Source organism: Desulfuromonas svalbardensis (assembly GCF_055389415.1).
This window is the reverse complement of sequence record NZ_AP042416.1, coordinates 167,928-194,062: the sequence shown is the minus strand read 5'-3', so window position 1 is coordinate 194,062 and position 26,135 is coordinate 167,928. Positions and strand designations below refer to the sequence as shown.

Genomic DNA, 26,135 nt, shown 5'->3' with positions numbered 1-26,135 from the left:
TTCTCATTGAGTTTGACAAAACAAATTTACGCATAAATTAGTTTTTGTGATAAATAAGTCAATTAGAAAAGGGTGTTATCTTTTTTTTAAATATTGAGACATGGTTTTAAAATGTCAAACAATAGAGTGGAGATACGGTATGAAAATAAAAAAACTGTTGCTTACCACGGTAGCCATTGACGCTGTTGAGGTCCGTGGGTGGGTGAGGACTCTACGCGCTGGCAAGACGGTGAGTTTTATCGAGTTGAATGACGGTTCGTGCCTGAGTTCGTTACAGTTGGTGTTAAGCGATGAGCTAGAAAATTACAGCCTAATGGCTAAAATGGGAACGGGAGCTTGTGTGCGGGTTTGTGGCAACTTGGTCGATTCTCCTGCCAAAGGGCAGCACTGGGAGCTTCAGGTGACCGCCATTGAGCAGATTGGCGCGGCGGATAGTGACTATCCCTTACAGAAAAAACGTCACAGCTTTGAATATTTGCGCTCTATTGCCCATTTACGTCCGCGCTCTAACGCTTTTGGTGCGGTGTTTCGCTTACGCAGCGCTCTGTCGTTTGCGGTCCATCAGTTCTTCCAAGAACGTGATTTTCTCTATGTACATACGCCGATTATTACGGCTAGCGATTGTGAGGGGGCCGGTGAATTGTTTCGCGTAACTACTCTTGATCCACTTTATCCCCCCACTGTTAAACAGGGGAATAGTGTCGGGATTGATTGGGATGATGATTTTTTCTCTGTCAAAACGGGGTTGACGGTGAGTGGCCAATTGCAAGGAGAACTTTTTGCCAGCGCCTTTAGTGATATCTACACCTTTGGGCCAACGTTCCGTGCTGAAAATTCGAATACCAGTCGTCATGCCTCTGAATTTTGGATGATCGAACCTGAGATCGCCTTTGCCGATCTAGCTGCCGATTGTAAATTGGCCGAAGAGTTTTTACGTTACCTCGTCCGCTATGCGCTTGAGCATTGTGCTGAGGATCTTCAGTTCTTTAATGACCGCATCGAAAAAGGGTTGATCGATAAATTAACGGCCCTTGTTCAATCTGAATTTGAAACCATGACCTACACCGAGGCGGTAGATCAATTGCTCCGCAGTGGGCAATCGTTTGAATATCCTGTCGAATGGGGGGCCGATCTACAATCGGAACATGAACGCTATTTGTGCGAAAAAGTGGTTAATGGGCCCCTTTTTGTGGTCGATTATCCTAAAGAGATCAAGGCCTTTTATATGCGTGGCAATGATGATGGTAAAACCGTTGCGGCAATGGATTTGCTTGTGCCACGGGTGGGCGAAATCATTGGCGGTAGTCAACGTGAAGAGCGCCTCGATGTGTTACAGGCACGGATGGTTGAGATGGGGATGTCACCAAAATCGTTGCAATGGTATCTCGATATTCGTCGATGGGGGAGTTGCCCTCATGCAGGGTTCGGCCTTGGTTTTGAACGGTTGCTGATGTATTTAAGTGGTATGGAAAATATTCGTGATGTGATCCCATTTCCACGCACACCAGGTCATGCAAGTTTTTAACTGCTATAGTGTGGATACTGGGATAGTCTCCTAGCAGGGGATGCGTCGTTTTTTACAATAACTGCGGATGACAACGGTTGCTTGATTGAGACGCGACATTTTGTTGTTGCGCTTCTTTATAGCTAACGCATCATCTTGAGCAATGGTTTCCTGGCGCAAAGCGCGGGTAATCATAGCAATGTTATTGATCATGATCTTCATGTCAGCCCCTGTATATCGGCGCAGCATTGGTGGTGCCAACGTCATGTAGCCATCAGCAATATCTTGAGCTAATTTTTTTGGACTTCCAGCAATGGCCATGGACGTACCTCGTTAATGGATAAAAGGGAAGAATTATGGTTGAGTATAAGGTTGTAGAAAACACCATTGTAACCGATGAAACGCTAGAGCGCACCATAAACGAATGGGTTTCACAAGGGTGGCTGTTTGAGCGGATTCAATTTGCAATGTACGAGGGCAGTAAACGCCCCGGGATGGCCTTTGTGTTATTTACCCGTGATATAGCCGATTAAATCTTCTCTGGATCTTAGTTTTTGTTGTCGGCGTGTTCAAGAGCAATCAACTTCTCTTTAATCGCCAACCCATGAGCAAATCCCGTTAGTTTCCCGTTCGTACCTACGACGCGGTGACATGGGATGAACAGTGGGATGGGGTTTTTGCTGTTTGCCATCCCTACGGCTCGGGCACCGTTAGAGTTTCCAACCGCGCGAGCAATTTCCTTATAGCTTGCCAGTTCACCATAATCAATCGTGGTTAGTTCGTGCCACACTCGTTTTTGAAAATATGTTCCGTGCGGATTTAGTTTCACCTTAAACTGTTGTCGTTTTCCAGCTACGTACTCGTTGATTTGCTGGATGGTGTCGGCAAAAAACGTACGATCTTCAATCCACTCTTCATCAATGATAAACTGCCGTTTACCTTCTCCTGTATCAAGGTGGAGATGGCAGAGACCTTCTTTATTTCCGGCGAGAATAATCGAGCATAAAGGGGTGTCGAATGTCGTGGTATAGATCATGACTCAACCTCGTGAGACAGAATGAATATTGCCCCACCAAAACAAATTCATGGTGGGGCATTTTAGTCTTTACTGCCAGATGTATTTAGTAGGTCATTCCCGATTTTTTACGAATTTTACGCAATACTTTTGATGCTGCATAACGGGCTTTTTGGGCACCCTGATCGAGGGTCTTGTGCAGTTGTTCTTTGTCGGCGAGAATCGCATTACGACGCTCAGTGAAGGGGACAAAATAATCTCGGACCGTTTCAAAGAGTTCCTGTTTAACCTCGCCGTAGCCCATGCCACCAGCTACGTAGCGTTGACGTAGCGTTTGTTGCTGCTCTTTGTCGAGGAACAAGCGATAGATTTGAAATACGTTGCAGGTGTCAGGATCCTTAGGTTCTTCAACACCTGTAGCATCGGTGACAATACGCATGATCTGCTTACGTAATTTCTTCTCATCCTGAAAGAGATCAATGGTGTTGCCATAGCTCTTGCTCATCTTCTGACCATCGAGGCCGGGAACGGTTGCCACCTCATCATCAATGTCAGGCTCAGGAATGGTGAATATATCACCATATATATTATTCACTTTTGTGGCGATATCACGAGTGACTTCAACGTGTTGCTTTTGGTCTTTGCCGACGGGTACTTTTTCGCTGTTAAACATTAAAATATCTGCGCTCATCAACACGGGGTAGGCGAACAGACCGTGGTTTGCTGCGATCCCTTTATTGATTTTATCTTTGTAACTGTGGCAACGCTCGAGTAAACCCATGGGGGTAAAGTTGGATAAAAACCACGCCAATTCTTGAACTTCTGGCACGTCAGATTGAACCCAAAAAGTGCTCTTCTCAGGATCCATCCCCAAGGCAAGAAAATTGGCTGCAGCCTCTAGTGTTCCTTGTGCCAGCGCTTTGCCATCCTGAACACTGGTCATGGCGTGGTAGTTGGCGATAAAGCAAAAGAGATCGTCGTGCTCCTGATAGTCGATCATTTTTTTCATCATGCCAAAGTAGTTGCCGAGGTGGAGTGAACCTGAAGGTTGAATGCCAGAGAGAATACGCATGATGTGGTCCTTATTGTGAATGAGTTGATAGGTGTATTAAGTGTTGATCCCAGCGAAAAATCGATACAAAAAAAGCCGCGAAGGATCGCGGCTTAATCGGTAAGTACCGCGCAATGTTAGCGCGATCCCAGTTGTTTATCGATAAACGTGGAAACGCGATCAGTTTAAATTCGCTGAGCGCCACCACCATCGCTGTAATGTCTTTGTGTTATTTTTCATATACGGCAGGGTAACAGGTTCAACCTGGTGGGTCAATGGCGATATGACTGTGGTGTTTTGCAGTCCAAAAATTGTCAGAGTGTATCCTCTTTGGTATGCTTGAAGTACTCCGTACTTAACAACGAGGTGAATTATGCAACTGTCTGAATTTGAGATAAAACGTGTTCAACGGTTATTTGGAAATTATTGCGATGTGCGCATCCCTCTAATCATGAAGGGAAAATTGAAGCTAGAGTACCGTATTAAGGACAACGAGGTTATTTTGTACGAATCGCGTGTACCTTACAATCAAGTGGATATCTGGTATTCCACGACGGTTGCACGTTTTTTAAAGGATAATGAACACAATGTATGGCATCTGTTCTCAGCGGATCGAAACGATGATTGGATCGTTTACCAGCCGTATCCTCATGATCGAAATATTGAACAGTTAATCGGTGTTGTCAGTGACGATGTTACAGGAATTTTTTGGGGGTAGGTAATTACTGGTGCATCGCATTGGGTTATTATAAAACGCAACAAAGCCGATTCGACGAGGCATTCGAATCGGCTTTGTTTATTTACTACAAGGAAGAAAGAAGTGTTCAGGGCTCGCCTGCCACAACAGGCTGTGATGGCTGTAACTCTACCAATGTCGCTGGTTTGTCACCACCGTGACATCCGTATTTGTTTGGCCCCAGTTCCACGATTTTATCCTGTACCGTTACACACTTTTCGTCTGTCTGTTCGTCTTGATCGTGAATTAAACCTTCCAGATGCGTGAAGGTCCACGTTGAATTTTCCAGTCCAGTTCCCAGAACATGGTTTCGAGCTCGCTTACATTGTGAGCACGCCCCTCTTCGGTGCGGGCAACCGTGTCACGGGGGTTCGCTCCCATTTCGGCCCAGAAGAAGCTCGCTCCACCCATACCGGGTAAAATGCCGGGTTCGTGGGTGCAGTTGGCAATGGTTGTGTGTGGCATGGCAAGGCGGGTGACGGCGACCACCTGAGCCTGACGAATCTCTGGAATTGTTCCCAATGCCCCCATCCGCGTTCCGGGGATGGGGATTCGTCGCGCAGCGCCGCTAAATACGGGATTTAAGTTAGCGGTATAGTGGATCATCTCGGCAACCTCTTGATCACTGTGTTCAGGCCCCAATGGTTCGACGCAAACGCCGAGTTGTAGTCCTGCCGCTTTAAATTTTGCAATACTGTCGCGGCGTTGTTGTGGTGGGATGTTGGTGTCGATCCCTTCACGTAGGCGCACTGCATGGTAGACACCGTTGACACCGAGCCGTACAAGCTCTTCAGCATGATCGGCACACTGATCACCGACATTGGCGATGAGCGGGGTCTCCTTCTGTAATACTTCACGAATTGCCGCAAGATAAGGGGCGATTTTTTTGAATGGGAAATTTGCCGTGGTCATGACTAAGATGGCTTGACAGCCAACTTTTTCAAATTGACTGGCCATGGCGACCGCCTCGGCAATTGGAACTTCAGTCGCCGTGGTAAATATTTTGTTGCTCTTGGCAAAAGAGCAGAACTGACACTCCTCGGGACAGGGGGCGAGGTTGAGAGCCAGTTGACCATGCACCTCGGCTTCATTGTTTTGCAGTTGGCGCGAAAGGGCGCTTGCGGCAGCCATCAGCTGAAAACTCTCTTCACTGTTGGGTGGAAAACTGAGGAGATATTCAATCTCTTTAGGTGTTAAAGGACAACCATTGATCCCTTTTTCAATCAGTGCTGTTACAGACATTTTAATCAAACCTTCCATGGAATAACAGGCCGGTGTGAGCGAGGACTTCAACGTTTTTCAACCTTTTAATTGGTTGGTTACACCGGTGCGTACGTCGCTGTACCGAAAAACAGCAGTGTAATGATTTTTTGCCGCTAGCTCCAATAGAAAAAAACTGTCATTTCAACATAATCGATCAGGTTATCTGATGGCTAATAACGAGGGGGAGGGAGACTGAGCTTGCTCTTGCTGCAAGCCCAGTTGCGATGTTAGGTTTATTTGTCGCGGTGAACATCTTTTTGTGGATTGACTCTGGAATCACAAAGGTACTGGTTAATTCCTGTCGTTGATTTGGATTGGAAATTTATCCACCGTTATCTGCTTTGGTGCTGTTTTATTTTCATCTTTTAAGATGCTATTCTTTTTAATCCTGTCCACCTAAACCGCCACCGTGTAATGCAGCAAATTGCAGCAATTGCTGAATGTCGAGACCACTCTCTTTAACGATACCGAGAAAAACAGGCAAAAGTTGCATCATAAATGATGGGTCCTGCATCGCTTCCTTAGCCATCCCAGGAAGGGTGTTAAGGATGAATTGTTGTTTTTCTTCAGTTGATAAAGCCATGACTGTTTCTTGAAGTTGTTCTAGTGACATTGCGTTGTTTCTCCTGTTTGTGCGCCATCAGCGCATCGAGTTGGATATTCTTTGAGTCTATTCAGCTTGAAAGGCGACAGTATAGACATCATGGTAGGTTTTTGCAAAGTGAACCTCCAAACCCTCTTTGAGATGGTCTGGAAGCTCGTCAAAATCTTTGCGATTGCTTTCAGGAAAGATCAGTGTTTTCAGACCACTACGACGGGCAGCGATGGTTTTCTCTTTTAAGCCGCCGATTGGTAACACTTGCCCCGTTAAAGTGAGCTCGCCTGTCATACCCAACTTATTGCGTACTGCTTTGCCGCTAATCATCGATAGCAGTACGGTGGTCATGGTCACACCGGCCGATGGGCCATCTTTAGGGGTTGCTCCCGCTGGCACATGGAGGTGAATAAAGTGTTTGTTTAAAAAATCTTCAGGGAGTCCATATTCTTTGAGGTGCCCCATGACGTAGGAGTAGGCAATCTCAGAACTTTCGATCATCACTTTGCCGAGTTGCCCTGTCTGCTTAAACCCCTTACTCTGACTTGGCATCGCCGTCGCTTCAATTTGCAGGGTCACGCCTCCCATGCTTGTCCACGCCAATCCTGTAACAATCCCAGGGGTATTTTTAAATAATTCATCCTGCGAGAAGATCGCCTTACCGAGGTATTCACGGATGTTTTTCTTTAAAATTGTGATCTTTTCTGTTCGGCCACAGGCAAACTCCATGGCTGCTTTACGCATAATTTTTTTTATGCGGTTTTCTAGTCCACGCACCCCAGCTTCACGGGCGTAACTATCGACGATGGTTTCTAGTGCATCTTTACGAATCGTAACTTGTTGTTTTGTTAAGCCGTGATTTTTCAGCGCTTTAGGGATAAGGTAGCGTCGCGCGATCTCAACTTTTTCGGCCATAATATAGCCAGACAGGCGGATGATTTCCATTCGGTCAAGCAGTGGTGCCGGGATGGTATCCAGTTGATTGGCTGTGGCGATAAACAGCACATTGGATAGATCAAACGGCACATCGAGGTAATGATCGCGGAAGCTATTGTTTTGTTCAGGATCAAGGACCTCAAGCAGTGCTGATGCGGGGTCGCCTTGAAATGATGCACCAATTTTGTCGATCTCATCAAGCATGAGAACGGGATTTGAACTTCCTGCCTGTTTAATTGCTTGAACAAATTTACCCGGCATTGCTCCAATATAGGTGCGGCGGTGGCCTTTAATCTCGGCTTCATCGCGCATACCACCGAGGGAAAAGCGGAAAAAATTACGCTTGAGAGCAGCGGCAACGCTTTTGCCTATTGAGGTTTTACCTGTACCCGGTGGACCAACTAAGCACAGAATAGAACCTGAAATATCACCTTTCATTTTGCCGACAGCAATAAACTCTAAAATACGCTCTTTCACATCGTCGAGACCAAAATGGTCACGATCAAGAGCACGTTGTGCTTTGGCAATATCGTAGGAATCTTTGGTATTTTTACCCCATGGCAATATTGTTAACCAGTCGAGGTAGTTACGGCTGACATTGTACTCAGGAGAAGAGGGCTCGATGAGCTGAAGTTTTTCAATCTCTTCATCCACGGCTTTCTGTGCTTCCACATTGAAGATCAGCCCTTTTAGCCGTTGTTGAAATTTTTCAATCTCACTGGTTTTACCCTCTTTTTCGAGTCCCAGCTCTTTTTTGATTGTTTTTAATTGTTCTTTGAGAAAAAACTGCCGTTGTTGCTCAGAGATGTTTTTTTCGATCTGCTTAGAAATTTTACTTTGCAGGCGCGATACCTCAAGTTCTTTTTTGAGCAAAACTAACACCTGCTCAATTCGCTGGCGCACATTGAGAGTAGCGAGTACCCGTTGCAGTTCTTGGCCATCAGCTGAGGTGAGGTTGGCGGCAAAGTCAGCCAATCGGCCCGGGTCGTCCATACTAGAGCGACCGAGAAACATTTTAATCTCTTCTGAGTATAAAGGGTTGATCTGTACCAACTCTTTAAGGGTTGAGATGATCGCCATTGAGTAGGCTTTTAGTTCTTGATGTTTGGCGAGACTTTTTTCAAAGTGGTATTCCACCTCCGCATAAAGACCGTGTTTGGTTTCGTGAAGGGTCTCAATGGAAAACCGCTCAAGACAGTTGACTAAAACCTGAATACTATCCTCTTCAGCATTGAGAACCTTAACGATCTTGCCAGCAACACCAATATGGTGCAGGTTTTCTGGTTCATCTTTACCTTCAATATTTTGCACCAACACTAATCCAATGGTTTTGGTTTCACTCTCGGCAACCTTGCGCATGATAGTCACTTTTTCAACGCCACTGATGTTGAGTGGAATTAAGATTGCGGGAAAAGCGGGGCGTGGTCGCAAGGGAATGATCGGTAGTTGGTGGGGTAATTGTTCACGCGCAAGGACTAAGCTCTCCTCGTCGATCTCAATCTCAATCTCTTCTTCATCTACATGACGGTCCATAATATTTTCCTATGTATGAGTATGTGAGATTACTGAGTTGTAAGAGTATAGCATACCCACTTAAATGGATTGGAATCAAATAATGTCTTCAGATGTTTTTGAATTAATTGATTTTTTAGCGAGAACAAGGTCGTGTCAGCTTTGTTCCACGAATTAATGGATTTTTTATCGTAGCCGAGGCGATTCAATGGTGCCACCGAGGTGGAACAAATAGAGACCATTGCTTTGTTTTTTACCTAACAACGGTAGCAATGAAGAGAGTGCGGGATCTAGATTTTTGTTCGGTTTAATGCTCACGGTTAAATCGATGCGACTGCGAACTAGGTTGCGTTGCAAAACGATTGTACCCTGCCCAGTTAGGTTTAGATCTCCGCCTGTGCTAGAAAATTGGTCGATGGTGATCAGCCGTTCATTTTGGCTCAATTGCAGTTCAATGCGACCTAGATTGAGTTGGTCAACGGGGGCACTTAATTGCTTAAGGCCCGCGACCTTCAGTTCTGACAGGTGAAGTTGCAGTTGCTCAAGTTGATTAATTGGGTCGATAAATCCGCTCGCATCGAGTTTCTCAATGGTGGTAGTGAGCTGAATTTTTGGTAATTGAGGAAGCGGTTGGTCCCAGTGTAAACCGGCGGCAACAAGTTGAAGGTGGCGCGCTGAGTCGAGTTCAGCGTTGAAGGTTCCACCGAGTGTTTCCCCTTGCAAGGCAACGGAAAAGCGTCCTTGTAATAGGTGCAACCACATAGGCCGAGCTTTGAGTTGGTTAAGCTGCACGGTTAAACGCGGTAGGGCCGTGGTTTCAAGGCTGTCGATTGTAACAGTTGAGGGGAGCTCTAAAGCGAGAGGTCCAACGCTGACAGGTCGCTGAAGCTGTTGACTCAGTTCCTGCTCAAGACGGTGTTGCAATGCTTGATCTGGGAAAAATAGCCATAATCCCGCCATGAAAAAGAAACCGACCACCAAAGGGATAAACTTGGCCTGTTGAAGCTTCTCACTAGTTAAATAACTTTTTTTTGCCATCATTATTTCTTGCTATAGGCTGAAATTTGCATTGAGCCATTAAGTTGTTGTGGGTTGTCGAAGCGCACTTTGAGTTGTAGCGTTTTAACTTGTAGCGGTGCTGGAGCGCTATCAATGCTCTGTAATAGTTGCATCATCTGGCCGAGAGAAACCTTCTCAAGTTTAATCTCAACCGCCTGTTCGGTCATATCCTCGTGAGCGATGGTCGGCAATGGCCGCATGGCGGTGAGGTTTTCGCGCTGGGCGATACGCGTTACCCGGCTTTCGATGAAGCTAAACAGTGAAAAGTTTTCGGCACTGGTTTGGCGATTCTCAAGGGCAGCTATTTGTCCTTGAATTCGTTGGTATTGTTGCTGAAGCTGTTGAACTTGCTGCACCTGTTTGCTGCGTGAGGCGATCTTGGTGTCGAGTCGATCAATGGCCGCATTGTAAGGTTGAATCATGGCGAAATAGACCAGCGTGACCAAGCAGCAGAAGCCACCACCGATCACCATCATCTTTTCGCGTGTCGTAAGAGAGTGCATCATGATTGTCCCCCCTGTAGGCCAATGGTGATTTGCAGACGAAAACTAACCGATTGCCCGTCGATACTTGTTTTTGCATCGGCAATGTCGACCTTGGTGAAAATAGCGGATTGCTGTAGTTCACTGGTGAGCCGATTGATACTGTCGAATGAGTTGGTTTCGCCATCAACAATCAACGTGTACTCTTCCAAGTTGAAGTTCTTGATATCAACCTTTAAATCCGTTGGTGTGTGCGTTGAGAACTCGCGTAACACCGAAAGCGCTGATGTTGATTTATCTATCCCCATCAGTGCACTGGTGGTTTGTAGTTGTTGCAAGGCCGATTGAAGCTGCATTGGAATATTGACGATAGCGCGGGTGTTAGGCAACGTTTGACGAAAGATCTGTGTCATCTGTTTGCGGTAACTTTCAGCCACGTCTGTTTTGTGTTGATAGGTGCGAATCGCTGTTGCTCCAGTAATGATGAGGGCCGTAGCCAGCAATGCTGCGCCGGTGTAAAGATGTTTTTTAATCGCCGCCCATTCGCTTTTTAGCGCAAAGGGTCCGGTGCGAAAATTAAGTGTTGCTTGGTTGGCCGCTAATGCTTTCGCGCACACAGGTAAGAATGCAGCGTCAATCGCTTGATTATTGGCGCGAATCGGTAGCTCTATAAGTTCATAGTCGCGTTCAGTAAGCGCCTTGTTGAGCTCCTGTGAAATACCGTCACCCATTAAGCAAACGGGCTGAGAACTTACTCTGGCACTGCGGCAGATCATTAATATTTCGCGGTTTAGTCGGCCACAGAGTGCGTTGGCATCTTCAATCTCTGCGTCATTGATTTGACCACAGGCTTCAAATGATACCACCTCGCCATGTTGAATCAAGCTGATGAGGAGTTGGTGTTGGTGCAGTTGAATGAGAATGCCGTTGGCGAACCATTTTTTTATGCCACTTGCTTCGGTGTAGGGGGACAGCCCAAGAACATGCAGTGGAAATTGACTGTCCTCGAAAGGCTGCAATGCGGCACTAACCTGTTCGGTTGTCGCCGTGGCCGCAGTGATAATCGCATCGCCCTCGGAAGGTAGAGCAGCAGTGATGGCTATAATGTGAGCGCTGATGTCACTGGGAAGTTGAGCGGTTAGTTCCATGCGTGCCGCTGCCGCTATTTTGCGCGCATCACGAAATGGAAAGCTCAGCTGACGAACAAATCCCCCCGTTGCTAAGGTGCTACAGGTGCGATCGGCAAAGCCAGGTCGCGAGCCCAACATCTCAAGGAGCACAGTGCCGATATTGCTGGTGTCGTCAATGGCACATTCAGCATGCTTGATGAGTGTTGGATTCTCTTTTTCATCGTCAAAGATCGCCATGCGAATACACTGCTGCGAGATCTCTATTCCGACCCGTCGTTTCATCATAGGGGTTAACCTCTACGTTGTAATAAGTGGTTTGTGACCATCATTGTTCAATTAAAAAGCTGAAAATACAGCAGATTATTGGTCTCTTTATTTACCGTCGCACTTGCTTGACGCCGACCATCGCCAACTCTGGCATCTGTTGTAATGCGATAGGTGTTGCACTGAACCGTAAAAAAACTATTGATGGCCCAGTAAAAACTTTCCATGTTTGGCAACTGCTTGAGTTCCTCCACCGATTGGTAGGGACTGCTTTGCCGTTGTTCAACGATCATTTGTGCAGTTGAGAGGCTAACCTCTTCTGCTAGGGCCGCTATTACTTCAGCGGTTGCCGAATTGATGTGGAGCTTGTTGTCACCATATACGCTGATATGTTTGCGCAGCGTGTTGACCTCTTTTGTAGTGAACCCTGCCACCATCGCCAATTCCTCGAGGGTATCGAAGGGGCCATTTTTACAATAGCTTGCCGGTGTTTGCAGGGCATAATAACCTGACTCGGCTCCCGCAGGTTGAGGGTCCTCATCGGTGTCGATCCAATCGATGATGGCGTCCACTCGCGATGGGCCGTCACTCATCTCCAATAGGTCGAATAATCGTAAGCATCGATCCATCACCACAACATCAATCTGGCCCGCTGTGGTGATCAGACTATTGATGTTAATCTTGCCATCCAGCGCGGTAATTGTCAGGCTCACTTCGCCAAAATCACCCACGGGATAATTAGCCACCCCTTGTGCCCACAGTTCATCGTTGCCATCGTAGCTGTTGCTATCATTTGCCAAGATCCTTTGGCCAACCTGAATCCCCCCCTTGGCTAAATAATGAGCTCGGGTGGTATCGCGGTAGGTTTCGGTGAGGCGCAAATCAACAAGGGTGGAAAATGATAGTTGACTCAATAGTGCTGCCAGCAGAGCCGTGATCGCCAATACCAAGAGTAGGGCGACTCCGTTTTCATTGCCAAGTGATCTCATTTTTCGATCCTTTGCAGCGAAAGATCGAAGGCTGTTGTCACACTGACTTCATGATCATTGTTCATCAACGTCATACTGATTTCAACAGTTTGCGGCAAGGTGTTACTTTGACTACTATCCCAATCATCCTGCCAATCATTGCCATCATAAAATCGCCACTGGACTTGTTTAATCTGTGAACTAAGTCGCTGGCCCTTTTGTGGATCATCGGGAACAAATAGTGGCACTGAACTGCGTAGAAGCCGACCCACTGTTTTGTTCCGTTCAGTGCTTAACTCGTAACGTAACCGTACCAATCCACCCTGTTGTGCACCTTTGGTGATGGCTGAGGTTGAAGTAAATGCTAGGTACGGGGTGCCGTTTTCGTTGCTAGCACTGAAGGCTGAATTCTCATTGCTGGTTGCGAGATAGCTGCCACTGAGTTCACGCCCTAGTCGATCAAAAATAACCCGGGCCTGATGGTAGAGTTCCGATTCACTTTGCAAGCGTTGCTCTGTGGTGCTGATGGTTGTGAAAATACCATAAACACTGGACATGACAAGGCTGAGCAATGCAACGGCAATGACCACTTCAATGAGGGTAAAACCGCCGTTCGCTGCGACCCTTGGACGCCGTTTATTTGTTGAATAAAAATGAGTCAATACTGACCTCTTCATTGCGCTGACGTTCACCCCAGATAATTGAAACGGTTACCTGTTGAACTCCGCTAACCAGCGTGTCGTTAAAATCAACCTGCCAACGGAACTGATCGTACGGCTCGGCCCAATTGCCTTTTTGAGTGCTATGGGTTAGTTCGCCATTGCGAGATTGCGCTTCAAGTTCGCTCATCTTATGCTGAGCCAGCATGGTGGCAGTGGTGATTCGTTGCACCTGTTCGTGACTTTGGATACAGCGGTTCGCCAAGGTTAAGCAGGCGATGAGAGCGATACCGATAATCACCAATGCAATCATCACTTCAAGTAATGTAAAACCCCGCTCAGTGTTTCGAGAGCTAGCTGGTTGTCGGGCTTGACGATCCGTAACGAGAAACAGCTGGCTTGAGTCCAGATTTTCGACCATTTGAGAGCGAATAGTGAGCCTATTTGTCGAAAATGGACGGGAATATGGGCCAAGCCCAGCTGATTCGCAGTAGGTTCTTGTGAAGTCCGACAGCATGCTATTCAAAATCATGGTAGCCCTCCTCAACCTCTGCGGTACCAGTGAACGGTAGTAAGTGGAGGCTGAGTTGCATTTCACCCTGTTGAAGGTGGAACGTGGTTGCGGGTAGCCATCCTTGTGGATGAAAATCAATGGTCGCAGTGCCTGTGTTCAGACCACCTTTGCCATCGATCCATACCTCTGTTATTTGAACATTGGCTGGCAGTTGGTAGCTACGCACACTGCCGTTAGTCGCGAGCCATTCACCCTGCTCGGAACGTTTCTGTGGCGTACACAGCCCGTCCTCTATCTTCACCACCAAGCGGTGGGCAGTCGCGGTTAACGCCGCTTCGTTGTACAAATATTTGACGATACCACTAAGCCGACGGGTACTGTGATTGAGGTTGTTTTCTCCAACGCTACTGAACAATGGAACTGAGATCACCGCAAACAGGCTGAGCAAAAACAAGACAATGCACAGCTCCATCAAAGTGAATGCGCGCTGGTTATTCAATCTCCCAACTCTGCACATCAGCATCTTTTCCTTCACCACCCGGCTCACCATCAGAACCGTATGAAAGCAGGTCGTAGTCACCGTTTAATCCAGGTGCCAAGTAGATGTATTCGCCACTCCATGGATCAGCAGGGATCTTTTTAATGTAACCACCATCGCGGTACTTTAGCGGGATACGGCCACTCTCTGGTTTGGTCACCAACGCGATTAATCCTTGATCTGTGGTGGGGAAACTACCGTTGTCGAGTTTGTAGAGAGCGAGTGTTTCTTCGAGGCCCTTAATTTGTAACACGGCTTTGGTGCGCCGTGCATCTTCGGGGCGATCAAGCAATTTAGGTACAACGATCCCAGCAAGAATGCCAAGAATCACCACGACCACCATTACCTCTATGAGGGTAAAGCCGCGTTGATTGTGGGTGATGTTACAGGGTGATGTTGTTTTCATATATGATCTCTCCTTGATGATATTTATAAAGACTGGTGTTAACTGATTTAGCCTAAACCTTGGCTAGCTTGGAAAATTGGCAGTAGTACTGCCAGAACAATAAAGCCGATAATTCCACCCATGGCGAGAATCATCAGTGGCTCAAGCAGCGATAGTAGGCCTGACAGTGTGACTTCAACTTGGCGGTCTTGACTGTCGGCAACCTTAATCAACATCTCTTCGAGGTTGCCACTGCGCTCTCCGATGGCAGTCATCTGGGCCAGTAATGGTGGAAATACCGCCGAACGTTTGAGTGGTTCAGCTAAACTGGCTCCTTCGCGCACGGCTACCGTGGTGGTTTCAATGGCTTGCTGTAGGACACGGTTATGTAGCAGTCCACCACTAATCTCTAAGGCACTTAACAGTGGTACACCGCTGTGGAGCAATGTGCCTAGGGTGCGACTAAAGCGAGCTGTTGAAATTTCACGTTGCATGCGGCCAATGAGGGGCAGTTTGAGGGTCCATCCATCACTGCGTAGGCGGCCATGAACTGTTTTGCGGTAACGGCGAAAAAAGACCACGCCTATGGCAATAATGATTGCCATGATCCAGCCGTAGCTGGCTAATACATCGCTAACCGAGATCAGTAGCCGCGTCGGCAGGGGCAATACTTGGCCCATATCCAACAACATGCGGGTAATTTTAGGGACAACAAAACTAACTAAAAACAACAATACACCTGTACCGACAATCGCCATGAGTACCGGATAGGCTAATGCGGCAACGGTGCGTGATTTGAGTCGCGCTTGATCTTCAAGAAAGTCTGCTAACCGCAACAAAACCTTATCTAACGATCCGCTGCTTTCACCAACTTGAACCATCCGCATGTAGAGGTCGGGAAAACTGCTCCCTTGTTCCATCAATCCCTGATAGAGGGAGTTTCCTTGGCGAACTTGTTCTCTTACTTGGTTGTAAAGTCGGGCTTGGGCGGGTTTTTCTACCTGCTCAACGAGTGAAAGAAGTGCTTCATCAAGGGGGACTCCGGCCTGTAGGAGTGTCGCTAATAGGCGGGTAGTAGTTGCCAGATCATTGACTGAAAGTTTACAGCTGCGGTTAAAAGACCACTTGAATTGTTTGCGCCTGGCGCCTTGCTGCTCCTCAAGGGTGCTGATGAAAAACCCCTGCTCTCGCAAGCTATCCAAGGCGACCCGTTTGTTGCTCGCATCGAGGCTGCCTTTAGCTTTTTTTCCTTGGCTGTCAAAGCCATTGTAGTCAAAGAGGGCCACTCCTAGTTTTCCTCCTGAGTGACTCGAACCACCTCTTCTAGGGTGGTGATCCCTTCACGTGCTGCCTGTAATCCTGCTTGGCGAAGCGGAATCATCCCCTCGTTCATAGCGGTATTGCGAATCGATGACGAATCGCTGTTGCCGAGCAGTTGCGAACGAACCTTCTCACTCATTGTGAGCAGTTCATAGATTCCGCTACGACCACGATAACCGATCTGCATGCAGTGATCGCAACCTGTGCCGCGATAAAAAGTTTGCGCTTGGGCGCTATTAAGGCCGAGTTTGTTGAGAATGCTTGCTTCAGGCTGGTAGCCCTCGCGGCAGTGTGGGCAAATGGTACGCACCAGACGCTGGGCGAGAATGCCGACAATGGATGACGCGGCAAGAAATGGTTCGATCCCCATTTCAACGAGGCGAGTCAGGCCGCCAGCGGCATCGTTAGTATGCAGTGTCGAAAACACCATGTGACCTGTTAACGCCGATTGGATGGCAATCTCAGCGGTTTCGTGGTCGCGAATTTCACCCACCATAATGATGTCGGGGTCTTGACGCAGAATTGAACGTAAGCCGTTGGCAAAGGTGAGATCAATCTTGGCATTAACCTGAATTTGACCCACACCGGCCAGTTGATACTCGATGGGATCTTCGACGGTGATAATGTTTTTTTCGCGGTCGTTGAGACGGCTCAAAGCGGCGTAAAGGCTGGTGGTTTTACCGCTACCCGTAGGGCCGGTGACTAAAAATACGCCGTGACTGTTACGGATCAGTTGATCGACTTGTTGCAGCAGTCCGTCAGCCATGCCGATATCTTCGAGGGAGAGCACGTTGTTGCTGGTATCGAGCAAACGCAGCACAATCCGCTCGCCAAAGGCGGTGGGCAATGAGGAAACACGAACATCGATATCTTTGGCGGCAATGCGCACGCGAAAGCGGCCATCTTGCGGCAACCGTTTTTCAGCAATGTTCAGACCTGCCATAATTTTTAAGCGTGAAATAATGCTCGAAGTCGCTTTAAACGGAGGGCGTAGCACCTCATAGAGTAAACCATCAATACGATAGCGAACGATCAATTCCGTTTCAAAGGGTTCGATATGAATATCGCTGGCGCGCTCTTTATAGGCTTGCGTGATCAGGCTGTTAACAAAGCGGATGATCGGCGCTTCATCGTTACTATCGAGCAGATCAGTAGGCTCTAGGTTGCTGACAAAGTCGTCGTCGCTGTCGCTAATGTCGTTGACCACATCATGGGCGGCGCCAGCATGACCTTCATAGCTACGGTTGATGAGGGCAATAATCTCCTCGGTCGGAGCCAAGTTGATCTCAATGCGAGCGTTGGCAATGCTCGCCAAATCGTTGACAACATTGCGCTCAAAAGGGTCGGCCATCACCACGTGTAAACAATCGCCCTGACGGCGTAGTGGCATGATGCAGTGTTGGCGCGCGTAGGCCAATGGTATGAGTTCAAGAAACTCTGGCTCGTTAATCACGTTTGGAAGTTGATCAATAAACGGCAGCTCTAATTGCTCAGCTAAGGCACGATAAAGTTGTTGCGAGGTGATCGCCTGTGCTTCAAGAAGCAGTTCGCCAACACGCTGTGGGCTCTCTTGTTGGCGGTTGAGAGCTTCTTGTAGCGCGTCATCGCTCAAGTCACATTGCTGCTGTAGAATTTCACCGAGAAGTTGAAAGCTGGCCATCGTTAGTTTGGCTCCTGCGCTTGTTCTTCTTGGAGTGTATCCATCTGTTGTCTGTTTGATAACGTTATGGCACTTAGGTCGTCCATATCTTTAATGATTGTTGGGGTGATAAAGACGAGAAGATTGGTCTTAACTTCATCGTGACTGGTGCTTTTAAACAACCAGCCCAATATTGGAATGTCGCCTAAGAAAGGAACCTTTTTGATGGTGTCTGTCTTGTTGGTTGAGATTAGGCCGCCGAGAACTACGGTTTGACCATTTTGAGCCAGAACAGTGTTGCTGATTTTACGGGTGGTGAAGGTCGGGCCGACATCATTAACGTCACCGACACTGGTACCATCTTCGACTAAGTCTGTTGTCTCTTGATAAACATTGAGTCGAACTAAGTCGCCTTGAGTGATTTGTGGAGTGAATCTGAGAGTCAGAGCCACATCCTTGCGTTCAACAGAGACACTTTGAGCGAGACTATCGCTACCAGTACTGTCGGTGAGGCGCGAGGTGATAATTGGCACATTACGACCGACAACGATCTCCGCTTCTTCGTTATCAGAGGTGAGTAAGCGCGGTGCCGATAAAATGTTAACGTTAGTATCGGTTTCCGATAGATCGATTAAAGCCGAGAAGGCAGGAATTGTAATGGGGTTTCCATCGGCATCGGTACCGACCTCGATAAGTTTACTGAATCCACCCGCTAGGATGCCATTAACAGACTGCGCTAGTAAATCTGAACCTACGCTGCTTGCACCACCGCCGAGGGTACTGATGCCCACTGCGCCACTGTCGCCGACTCCAAATCCTCCCTGTAGGCTGACACCGAGAGCTTCGGTCGCATCCATCGATAGTTCCATGATCAACGCTTCAACATACACCTGCTTACGGCGAATATCGAGTTGGCGAATGATGTCTTGCAGGACAACGTAATCTTCAGGAGTGGCATTGACAATTAAAGCATTGGTTGGTTTATCAGCGGTAACTGAGATGTTGGTGCGCAGTGCCGCTGCAACAATTGCTGCTCCGCTAGCCGCTTTCTTGGTTGGTTTTTTAATGCCAGTGATAATTTCGTTGAGAGTTTTACTTAAAGTCTCAGCGTCGGCATTTTCAAGATAGTATAGATTGATACGTGCATGTTCTTTGGTTGGCTGTTGGTCAAGTTTGGCAATGACCCCTTCAAGGGTAGAAATATCATCAGCTGTAGCCATGATGATCAAACTATTGGTGCGCTCATAGGCAAGCACTTTGCTTGCCTTGGTGGTGGTACTGGTCGAAACGTTTTTACTGGCTCGCGATGCTGCTTTAGCTGGAGTGGTAGCGAGAAGATCGTTACAAATTTTCGCGGTCTCTTTGGCGTCAGCGTATTGAAGCGTCACGATGCGTGTTTCTTGCAAGTCCCTAGCAACATCTAGCTCTTTGATGATAGCTGCTAGACGTTGAATATTTGATGAGTTGTCGGAAATAATCAACATGTTGGACGGTTGGTAGACCACGATATTGCTGGTTTTTGGCATTAATGGAGCGAGGATCGTACTGGCGATATCCACTGCGTTAATGTGCTTGAGAGTGATCATCTGCGTGACAAATTGATCTTGGTTCGACGCTGTTGATTGTGTGGGTAGGTTGCTCTCGCGGGCGAGTTTTGTGGCGACAATTTTATGGGTTTTCCCCGTTGGCACAACGGTGAAACCTTTGATGCTCATGACGGTTAAAAATAACTGATAGGCTTCATCTTTAGTCATTTTCTCCGATGAAATAATCGTCGCTTTGCCGCGAATGCTGTCATCGTAAACAAAGTTTTTACCTGTTAACGCGCTGATGGTTTGAATCAGGTCGCTTAGCTCAATATCTTTAAAATCAAGAGTGATGGCAGCATCGCCATTTGAGGCATGAACTGCCGAGGTAAGTGGGCTTACCAAAATTAATGAACAGAACAGCAGCGCTAGGCCAGTGAATTTGAGGCTTTGTATAAACACCAAAAGGGACTCCTTACTTGATTTCATATTGAAAATTCATTGTTTGGCCAGCACGTTTCAGGTCAAGGCTGAGAGCTTTGGCTTCGCGAAGTTGCTGGAATATTTGGAGCCCTTTTTCTGGGCTATCGAGGGTGACACCATTGACAGCATGTAAAACGTCTCCACGTTTAAGACCCATTTGACTGAGTAGCGTGTTTCGTTGAATACGTTTAATTACAAAACCATCTGTTGCTCCATCGACAATATGGGGATCAATCCGTACTTGTTTAATAATCGATGAAATATCAGTGCGAATTCTTTCCGCTTCCGTTGTTGGGATGTGCCAGCGGTTGGTCCCGAGGCTAACAATCGCTGAACGGTTTGCACCACGTTGAGGACTTTTACTGCTCGATGTTTGGCTCGGGCTTGACCCCTTGGCATCAAGTTGTAAAATACTCCGTGCGCCTTGAGCGTTTTCGATCTCAATGTAGTCGCGCCCTACACTAACCAACGTGATGCTATTGGCAATTATTTCATTTAAGCGAATGACTTCGATCTTTTTCCCGGTGTTGATCACCGCAAGGGATTCATCACCAGCAACCACAGTGCCAATCAATGTGAATCGGCTAATGGCTTGTGGTGTTGTCGCGGCGGATTGTGTCGCCGCTGGGCGAGACACCTGAGCCGGTTGCGCCGAGTTGAATATGTTGCGTTGCAGAATAATACGATTATTCGCGGGTTGTTGGCTGCCTTGCGATTGCGCACTATGTGCTGTCGTTGCAGCCAGAGAGGCCGAGCCCGTATTTAAGCGTATTTCAGCTTCGCTGGTAACAAGCCCTGCGAGGGATAAACCAAGCATAGCACACAGGCAGAGATAGAAAAGAGGTAGTCCACGGTGAAACAGAGATAGCATATGTATATCCGTTATTTAATGTGCAAGTGCACAGGGGATGCGCCAAAATTTTCATCTAGTGTAGCAGAGTTATGCAGTAGATAAAATGAATATTCTTTATGTTTGTAATTTGATGTTGTCTGAACATTAGAAAGGGCGGTGGGTCTCCTTCGTGCCGCAAGTTATCGCCCCGTACGCGAGATTTTAAACCGATAGCCTTGATAGCTGAAGATAGCACCATCGGTTGTAATCTCTTCCAGTCGGTAACGACCATCGAGGGTGCTACCTTGACGCATGATTTTGTTGTTAAGACGGATAAGACTATTATTGTCACCTGCATAGCCATGTACCGACATGGTAAATGTTGGCAGTTGCTGTTGGATATGAGCCGGTAGTTCACGGATGGTCACAGCTGTCTGTTGTTTAGGTTCGGCTGCTGGCTCAACTGTGATTACTGTGGGTTGTGCTTCGATTGTTGTCACAGGCGGTGTCACTGGTGCAACTGCAACCACTGCGGGCTGCTGCTGTTTGACGGCAATGGTTTGTGTTTCTACTGCAGTCACAGACTGTGGTACGGCTGACGCGACAGCGACCACCGTGGGTGGTTGCTGTTTGATGGTAATGGGTTGTGTTTCTATTGTTGTCACAGGTTGTGGTGCGGCTGCCACGGCAATTGTTTCTGTGACTTCAGTGTTTATTGGTGGGGGGCTGGACACCAATACTTGCTCTTGAGGTTGAGTCTTCTCTTGTTGCCAGGGGCCAAATAACCAGATGAGAATCAGGCCGTTAAATAGCAGAACGAATAGCACGAACAGCCCGATCCATAGCGGCCGTTTTTTTGGCGCTTTAACGCTACTGTGGTGTTGTGTTTCAAGGTTTGGCGCACTGGACTTTTGACGATTTTTTTCTGATTTCTTTAGCGCTTCGAGGATAAAGGACATCTGTTTAGCCCTCCCTGTTGTTGGTTAGCATTGGGTGGGTTGTGTTTAATTTGTTGTTGAGGTGGATCAGGGTGATTGGGCCAACGATGCCATCGGCCTTAAGTCCTTGTGATATTTGAAATTGGTAAAGATCTTCAAGAAGGAGGCCGTCGAGTTTTAGCGCAGGATTTAAATTCGGAGTACGCTGCATCATTTCGGCAAACTGTCGTTCCAGCCACACAACCATTAGCCCGTTATCGTCAGGACGGATGGCATTAATATAGTCAGCTGGAGGTTGCCATAACAATGAGAATTCACCGTCCCATTGGTTGATTAAGTCACTTGTGGCAACTGTTTGGCTGTTTTGGCCGTAATTAAATGTAGCACTGTTGTTCGAGAGTTGAGTCAATGTTGCATAGAAAACTTGGCCGTATGAGTTGGTCAGGGTTAGCACTGCGGGCCGATTAAGGCGGCTCAGTGTGCCGAGGCTGCCCCGCTTTGTTAGGTAGCGTAAGCCGTTTTGCAGCGCATAGTCGCCAGCCAGTGTTTCAAGCTGGTAATCGTTGTATCCCCATAGCTTGAATAGCTCATGCTGGGCGTGGGTTAAGCTATCGTTGATTGGGATCTCTTCTGGGTAGACTAACGCAAACGGCACGGAGGATGTTTGTTGTACTTTGTCCTCAGAACTTGGTTGCAGTTTCTGTTGAGTTACTTTTGTTGGAATTTGAGGTGTTATCGATTGAAAAAAGTAACCTGCCACGCCTGCGATTGTTGTGATGCAGAGAAGAGCAATGAGGTTGCGAAGCCAGTGTGATGACGCTGGTTGCGATGATTTTTCGTTCTTGTCGCCAAAGACCTCTTTGGCTGTCATGGCCAGTAGCTTGGGCTTGACAATCTGCTGCTCTTGCACGTAGGCACCCAGTAGCGCACGGTCACATAAGAGATTAATCAGGCGGGGAACTCCACCGCTAAGTTGATACAGTTTTCGGATGGATGCGGCACTAAACAGCGGTCGTTCGACGCCAGCAATGGCAAGGCGGTGGCTAATGTAGCCAGCCATCTCCTCGGTGGATAATGGTTCAAGGTGGTAGCGCGCGGTGATTCGCTGAGCCAATTGGCGTAGCTCGGGTTTTGCAAGCATCTCCTTGAGCTCGGGCTGTCCCAACATAATCACTTGCATCAATTTTTGCTTGTTGGTTTCGAGGTTGGTCAGTAAGCGGATTTGTTCAAGGACATCAATTGATAAGTTTTGCGCTTCGTCAATAATTACCACGGTTTTGTGACCTTGAGCATGGGCATCAAGGAGGTAATGATTGATAGTGTCGATAAAGACTTTGATGCTGGTGTTGTTGGGCGGGGTGTCAATCCCCAGTTCGTCACAGATGGTTGCCAGTAATTCAGGCACTGTGAGTTTGGGGTTGAGGACAAACGCGATTTCAGTATCGTCTGGTATCTGCTCAAGCAGGCAACGACAAATCGTTGTTTTCCCTGTTCCCACTTCACCTGTTAGCAGAACAAAGCCACCCTCCGTTTGTAGTCCGTAGATGAGGTGCGCTAACGCTTCACGGTGTCGTTCGCTCATGTAGAGATAGTGTGGGTCGGGGGCGATAGAGAATGGCTTGCTGTTCAGACCAAAGTAATCTTTATACATCGATTGTCCATTGCGAGGGGCAGCATGCTGCTCTATGTGAGATTTTGATTCAAATGGCGAACAAACTCGCTCGCACATTCACATGATAGAATGTTGATTCGGTTTCAGCATAATCAAAGGAAGTGGATATTTCTAGTAAATTCGGTGGAGGTAAGAAGGGGAATAGAAGGGATCGTGTCAATCAGCGTTGGCAGCAGGGTGCGCCGCGATCACAGGAACAGTGACAAGAAACCATGATACTTTCAGCCATACCGCAACCTATTGCCAGTTTGATCCCTTTGGTTTGAACAACCAGCGGGCCGCAATTACTAGAGATCACTTCAAGGGCTTCACCAGGCATTAATCCCATAGAGTGAAGCTTTCCGCGCAGCGAAGAGCCGCCAGTAAACCCCTTTATATAAACGGTATCACCGCTTTTGCATTGCGATAGTGGACACATAGTCTTCTCAAATTTATAGGGTTAAGTCTCTAAATTTAAACTCATTACACTTCCATGTTAACGTGGACGATATGGTGGGTCAAGTGGTAATGAGAATTATTATCATTTAACGGTGTGTCGTCGTTGGGGAATCAGGGCGGCAACGAGATAAAGAACACCAGAAATTAAGGCGGTGGTTGCCCCTGTTGGTAAATCATAGTTGTATGAAATCAATAGGCCGCCGCTGGTGATAATCATCCCCAATACGGTGGCTAGAATCATCATCCCTAGCAAGGTGGCCGAGTGAAGTCGTGCCGTTGCTGCGGGTAGGGTCAACATGGCTATAACCAAAATTAAACCGACAATTTGAATGAGAATGACAACCGTTACGGCAACCATGCATAGCAATAGGGTATTAAGCCATTCGACCCGAATACCACGTAACCCGGCAAACTCAGGGTCGTAACATAATGCAAGTAGCTGCTTGAAGTAGATGAGGGTGAAGAGTAAAACACCACCGTCAAGTAGGCAAATAAGGAAGAGATCTTTCGATGAGATCATCAACACATTGCCGAACAGGTAACTCATCAAATCGACATTGTAGCCCGGTGTTTTAGCGATAAAAATAATGCCAACAGACATCCCGACTGCCCACAGGGCACTGATGATGGTGTCCTCTTGATGGTGGCCGTGTTTGCTAACTCGGCTGACGCGACTGATGATGATGGCTGCAATCAGGGCACTAATAAGGGCGCCGCTCATTGGTTGTTGACCCAAAAAATAGGCGATACCCATGCCGCCTAAAATGGCGTGAGCAATTCCTCCGGCCATATAACCGATGCGTCGCACAACAACAAATGAGCCGATCACACCGCAAGCAAGACTGGCTAGTAGGCCACCGAAAAGGGCGTGTTGTAGAAATGTATGTTCAAGCAGGGCGTTGAAAAAGCTCACAGTTTGTCCTCGGGTGATAAGCGGGTATCGTGATGGATGACACTAACGGGGCCTGAATATAGGTGGTTGATACTGTCGCTGTCTACCGGTGAGGTAGCATGGCAAACCAGCGTGCGATTCAAACAGGCTACCCGCGTGACGGAACGGGAGACAAAACCAACATCATGCGAGATGAGGATCATGGTAATTCGTTCATGGAGACGGTGAAGAAGTTCAAAAATGCTTTCACCATGATGGGGATCAATGTTAGCTGTTGGTTCATCGAGTAGCAAAATTTCAGGTTCGCAGGCGAGGGCGCGAGCAATCAGTACTCGCTGACGTTGGCCACCGGAAAGTGCTGTCATCGCTCGTTTTTGTAGCGATTCCACATCCGCCTCAATCATTGCTTGCTGAGCAATGGCATGATCTTGCTTGTTGTAGCCGAGCAGGGAACGGGTTTTGCCTAGGCGACCTTGAAGCACCGTGTCAAGCACTGTGATCGGGAATGCGCTATCAAATGTAGCAAATTGAGGCACATAGCCAAGGCGTGTTTGAACCTTATTCGGATGTTTTCCAAATACGTTGATCTCGCCTGTACTGGGCGTGAGTAGTCCTAAAATTAATTTTAATAGAGTACTTTTACCGCCTCCGTTTGGCCCGACAACACCAAGAAAATCACGCTCATTTATACTTAAGTTTACATGGTCCAAAATGAGTCGGTCATCGTAGCTAAAGCTGACATCTTTTAGTGTGATGAGGGCGGACATGAGGCCTCCAGTGCTTGGCTTAGCTTCTGAGCGGTAGTGCGTAGCATAAACGGCAAATCTTCCGCTAAAGGATCAAGGGTGATAACTTGGGCACCAATTTGATCAGCAATAGTGGTCGCCGCTTTTTGGCTAAACTGTGTCTGGATGAAAATTGCCGTAATACCATTGTGCTGTGCTTGATGAGTAATCTGCGCGAGGTTGGCACCTTTTGGTTCTTTTCCTGATAATTCAATCGCCATTTGCTGAAGGTGGTAGCGCTCCGCAAAATAACCCCACGATGGGTGAAATACCATGAAGGTGTGTTCTTGATAGGGGTGAAGCAGCTCCTCAATTTCAAGATGAAGTTGTGTGAACTCGTGCCGAAGTTGTTCGAATCGTCGCTGATAATCCTGTTGATGAGCAGGGTCGATTTCTTTCAGGGCATGGAGCATGTTTTCAGCCATCTGAATATCAAGCAGTGGATCAAGCCAGATATGTGGGTCAAGAATCTGGTCTGTAGGTTCAGCTTGAACGTGGTGTGTCTCGTTGTGGTGGTTGTGTTCTTGGAGTGGGCGTAACTCAATCTGCTGGCGCGGATCACGAACTTTCAAATTGGGGAAATTGTTTCGTAATCGTGGCAACCAAACGTTTTCGAATGGTACGCCAACGCAAAATAGGAGATCGGTCGAAGAAAATTGCGCCATCTCACGTGGGGATGGGTCCCATGTTGTCGGGCTTTGTCCAGGTTTAATCATGACGCGAACATTGGCATGCTCACCCGCTAGTTTTTGAACTAGGTATTTTTGTGGTGCAACACTCACAGCAATATTGAGAGTTAGGGGCTGAGCCTGTGCAGATGCACAGGTTAGGGTCAGTAAAATAAACAGCAGGGCGATGCGTATGGTCATGAAAATAGCTCCTGAATGAAACGGTGGACGATTTTATGTTGGCAAGTCTATACGCAAAATGTACTTTGGTCATGTATTTTTAGCAAAAACCAACGATTTGCTGTGGGTGGCAGCAGTGGTATTGTTGTCG

Annotated in this window: 27 protein-coding genes; 3 read left to right on the top strand and 24 right to left on the bottom strand. The window is 47.4% G+C overall.

Annotation, left to right across the window (positions count from 1 at the left end):
* Nucleotides 1-139 precede the first annotated feature (139 nt).
* A complete protein-coding gene (asnS, locus tag ACZ5KY_RS00945; protein ID WP_464242039.1) occupies nt 140-1,525 on the top strand; it encodes an asparagine--tRNA ligase in 1,386 nt (461 codons plus the stop codon).
* 30 nt (nt 1,526-1,555) lie between these two features.
* Here asnS and ACZ5KY_RS00940 read toward each other — a convergent pair whose 3' ends face one another.
* Nucleotides 1,556-1,825: a hypothetical protein gene (locus ACZ5KY_RS00940; protein WP_464242038.1), complete on the bottom strand. Its 270-nt coding sequence runs from the start codon at nt 1,823-1,825 to the stop codon at nt 1,556-1,558.
* Nucleotides 1,826-1,860: 35 nt separating this feature from the next.
* Between ACZ5KY_RS00940 and ACZ5KY_RS00935 the strand changes: the two genes are divergently transcribed.
* The gene (locus tag ACZ5KY_RS00935; RefSeq protein WP_464242037.1) at nt 1,861-2,037 is read left to right on the top strand and encodes a DUF4177 domain-containing protein; all 177 of its coding nucleotides are present in this window, start codon (nt 1,861-1,863) and stop codon (nt 2,035-2,037) included.
* 14 nt (nt 2,038-2,051) lie between these two features.
* Here the strand turns inward: ACZ5KY_RS00935 and ACZ5KY_RS00930 are convergent, their stop codons facing one another.
* Both ACZ5KY_RS00930 and trpS read right to left on the bottom strand, forming a co-directional pair.
* The gene (locus tag ACZ5KY_RS00930; RefSeq protein WP_464242036.1) at nt 2,052-2,540 is read right to left on the bottom strand and encodes a methylated-DNA--[protein]-cysteine S-methyltransferase; all 489 of its coding nucleotides are present in this window, start codon (nt 2,538-2,540) and stop codon (nt 2,052-2,054) included.
* Nucleotides 2,541-2,625: 85 nt separating this feature from the next.
* Complete coding sequence (trpS, locus tag ACZ5KY_RS00925) at nt 2,626-3,591, bottom strand: tryptophan--tRNA ligase (protein WP_464242035.1); 966 nt, start codon at nt 3,589-3,591, stop codon at nt 2,626-2,628.
* A 352-nt stretch (nt 3,592-3,943) separates the two neighbouring features.
* On the opposite strand from trpS, the gene ACZ5KY_RS00920 reads away from it, so the two are divergent.
* Nucleotides 3,944-4,288, top strand: a complete 345-nt coding sequence (locus tag ACZ5KY_RS00920) for a DUF3024 domain-containing protein (RefSeq protein WP_464242034.1) — start codon at nt 3,944-3,946, stop codon at nt 4,286-4,288.
* Between the two features lie 264 nt (nt 4,289-4,552).
* Here the strand turns inward: ACZ5KY_RS00920 and ACZ5KY_RS00915 are convergent, their stop codons facing one another.
* The 21 genes from ACZ5KY_RS00915 to ACZ5KY_RS00815 form a co-directional block, all read right to left on the bottom strand.
* Nucleotides 4,553-5,548 (bottom strand): biotin synthase BioB, encoded by a 996-nt coding sequence (locus tag ACZ5KY_RS00915; RefSeq protein WP_464242033.1) that lies wholly within the window; start codon nt 5,546-5,548, stop codon nt 4,553-4,555.
* A gap of 403 nt (nt 5,549-5,951) precedes the next feature.
* Nucleotides 5,952-6,182 (bottom strand): hypothetical protein, encoded by a 231-nt coding sequence (locus ACZ5KY_RS00910; RefSeq protein ID WP_464242032.1) that lies wholly within the window; start codon nt 6,180-6,182, stop codon nt 5,952-5,954.
* 57 nt (nt 6,183-6,239) lie between these two features.
* Nucleotides 6,240-8,633, bottom strand: a complete 2,394-nt coding sequence (lon, locus tag ACZ5KY_RS00905; protein ID WP_464242031.1) for an endopeptidase La — start codon at nt 8,631-8,633, stop codon at nt 6,240-6,242.
* A 165-nt stretch (nt 8,634-8,798) separates the two neighbouring features.
* Nucleotides 8,799-9,653 carry a type II secretion system protein GspN gene (gene gspN / locus ACZ5KY_RS00900; RefSeq protein ID WP_464242030.1) on the bottom strand — a complete coding sequence of 285 codons (855 nt, stop codon included), beginning with the start codon at nt 9,651-9,653 and terminating at the stop codon, nt 8,799-8,801.
* Nucleotides 9,653-10,177, bottom strand: a complete 525-nt coding sequence (gene gspM / locus ACZ5KY_RS00895) for a type II secretion system protein GspM (RefSeq protein WP_464242029.1) — start codon at nt 10,175-10,177, stop codon at nt 9,653-9,655. Before gspM ends, gspN begins: the two co-directional genes overlap by 1 nt.
* Nucleotides 10,174-11,568, bottom strand: a complete 1,395-nt coding sequence (locus tag ACZ5KY_RS00890; protein ID WP_464242028.1) for a GspL/Epsl periplasmic domain-containing protein — start codon at nt 11,566-11,568, stop codon at nt 10,174-10,176. Before ACZ5KY_RS00890 ends, gspM begins: the two co-directional genes overlap by 4 nt.
* A gap of 47 nt (nt 11,569-11,615) precedes the next feature.
* Complete coding sequence (gene gspK / locus ACZ5KY_RS00885) at nt 11,616-12,536, bottom strand: type II secretion system minor pseudopilin GspK (protein WP_464242027.1); 921 nt, start codon at nt 12,534-12,536, stop codon at nt 11,616-11,618.
* The gene (locus ACZ5KY_RS00880; RefSeq protein ID WP_464242026.1) at nt 12,533-13,192 is read right to left on the bottom strand and encodes a type II secretion system protein GspJ; all 660 of its coding nucleotides are present in this window, start codon (nt 13,190-13,192) and stop codon (nt 12,533-12,535) included. Before ACZ5KY_RS00880 ends, gspK begins: the two co-directional genes overlap by 4 nt.
* Nucleotides 13,152-13,706: a type IV pilus modification PilV family protein gene (locus ACZ5KY_RS00875; RefSeq protein ID WP_464242025.1), complete on the bottom strand. Its 555-nt coding sequence runs from the start codon at nt 13,704-13,706 to the stop codon at nt 13,152-13,154. The genes ACZ5KY_RS00880 and ACZ5KY_RS00875 overlap by 41 nt, the downstream gene beginning before the upstream one ends.
* Nucleotides 13,693-14,205 (bottom strand): pilus assembly FimT family protein, encoded by a 513-nt coding sequence (locus tag ACZ5KY_RS00870; RefSeq protein WP_464242024.1) that lies wholly within the window; start codon nt 14,203-14,205, stop codon nt 13,693-13,695. Before ACZ5KY_RS00870 ends, ACZ5KY_RS00875 begins: the two co-directional genes overlap by 14 nt.
* Nucleotides 14,180-14,632: a type II secretion system major pseudopilin GspG gene (gspG, locus tag ACZ5KY_RS00865; RefSeq protein WP_464242023.1), complete on the bottom strand. Its 453-nt coding sequence runs from the start codon at nt 14,630-14,632 to the stop codon at nt 14,180-14,182. Before gspG ends, ACZ5KY_RS00870 begins: the two co-directional genes overlap by 26 nt.
* A 47-nt stretch (nt 14,633-14,679) precedes the next feature.
* The gene (gspF, locus tag ACZ5KY_RS00860; protein ID WP_464242022.1) at nt 14,680-15,897 is read right to left on the bottom strand and encodes a type II secretion system inner membrane protein GspF; all 1,218 of its coding nucleotides are present in this window, start codon (nt 15,895-15,897) and stop codon (nt 14,680-14,682) included.
* Between the two features lie 2 nt (nt 15,898-15,899).
* A complete protein-coding gene (gspE, locus tag ACZ5KY_RS00855) occupies nt 15,900-17,591 on the bottom strand; it encodes a type II secretion system ATPase GspE (RefSeq protein WP_464242021.1) in 1,692 nt (563 codons plus the stop codon).
* A gap of 2 nt (nt 17,592-17,593) precedes the next feature.
* Entirely contained in the window at nt 17,594-19,558 is a 1,965-nt protein-coding gene (gene gspD / locus ACZ5KY_RS00850) for a type II secretion system secretin GspD (protein WP_464242020.1), read from the bottom strand.
* Between the two features lie 13 nt (nt 19,559-19,571).
* Entirely contained in the window at nt 19,572-20,450 is an 879-nt protein-coding gene (gene gspC, locus ACZ5KY_RS00845; RefSeq protein WP_464242019.1) for a type II secretion system protein GspC, read from the bottom strand.
* A 161-nt stretch (nt 20,451-20,611) separates the two neighbouring features.
* Nucleotides 20,612-21,370, bottom strand: coding sequence for a general secretion pathway protein GspB (locus tag ACZ5KY_RS00840; protein WP_464242018.1), 759 nt, complete (start codon nt 21,368-21,370; stop codon nt 20,612-20,614).
* A gap of 4 nt (nt 21,371-21,374) precedes the next feature.
* Nucleotides 21,375-23,000: an AAA family ATPase gene (locus ACZ5KY_RS00835; RefSeq protein WP_464242017.1), complete on the bottom strand. Its 1,626-nt coding sequence runs from the start codon at nt 22,998-23,000 to the stop codon at nt 21,375-21,377.
* A gap of 181 nt (nt 23,001-23,181) precedes the next feature.
* Nucleotides 23,182-23,439 (bottom strand): FeoA family protein, encoded by a 258-nt coding sequence (locus ACZ5KY_RS00830; RefSeq protein ID WP_464242016.1) that lies wholly within the window; start codon nt 23,437-23,439, stop codon nt 23,182-23,184.
* Between the two features lie 102 nt (nt 23,440-23,541).
* Nucleotides 23,542-24,372, bottom strand: a complete 831-nt coding sequence (locus tag ACZ5KY_RS00825) for a metal ABC transporter permease (protein ID WP_464242015.1) — start codon at nt 24,370-24,372, stop codon at nt 23,542-23,544.
* Nucleotides 24,369-25,118, bottom strand: coding sequence for a metal ABC transporter ATP-binding protein (locus ACZ5KY_RS00820; protein ID WP_464242014.1), 750 nt, complete (start codon nt 25,116-25,118; stop codon nt 24,369-24,371). Before ACZ5KY_RS00820 ends, ACZ5KY_RS00825 begins: the two co-directional genes overlap by 4 nt.
* Nucleotides 25,097-26,005, bottom strand: coding sequence for a metal ABC transporter solute-binding protein, Zn/Mn family (locus tag ACZ5KY_RS00815; protein WP_464242013.1), 909 nt, complete (start codon nt 26,003-26,005; stop codon nt 25,097-25,099). Before ACZ5KY_RS00815 ends, ACZ5KY_RS00820 begins: the two co-directional genes overlap by 22 nt.
* Nucleotides 26,006-26,135 lie beyond the last annotated feature (130 nt).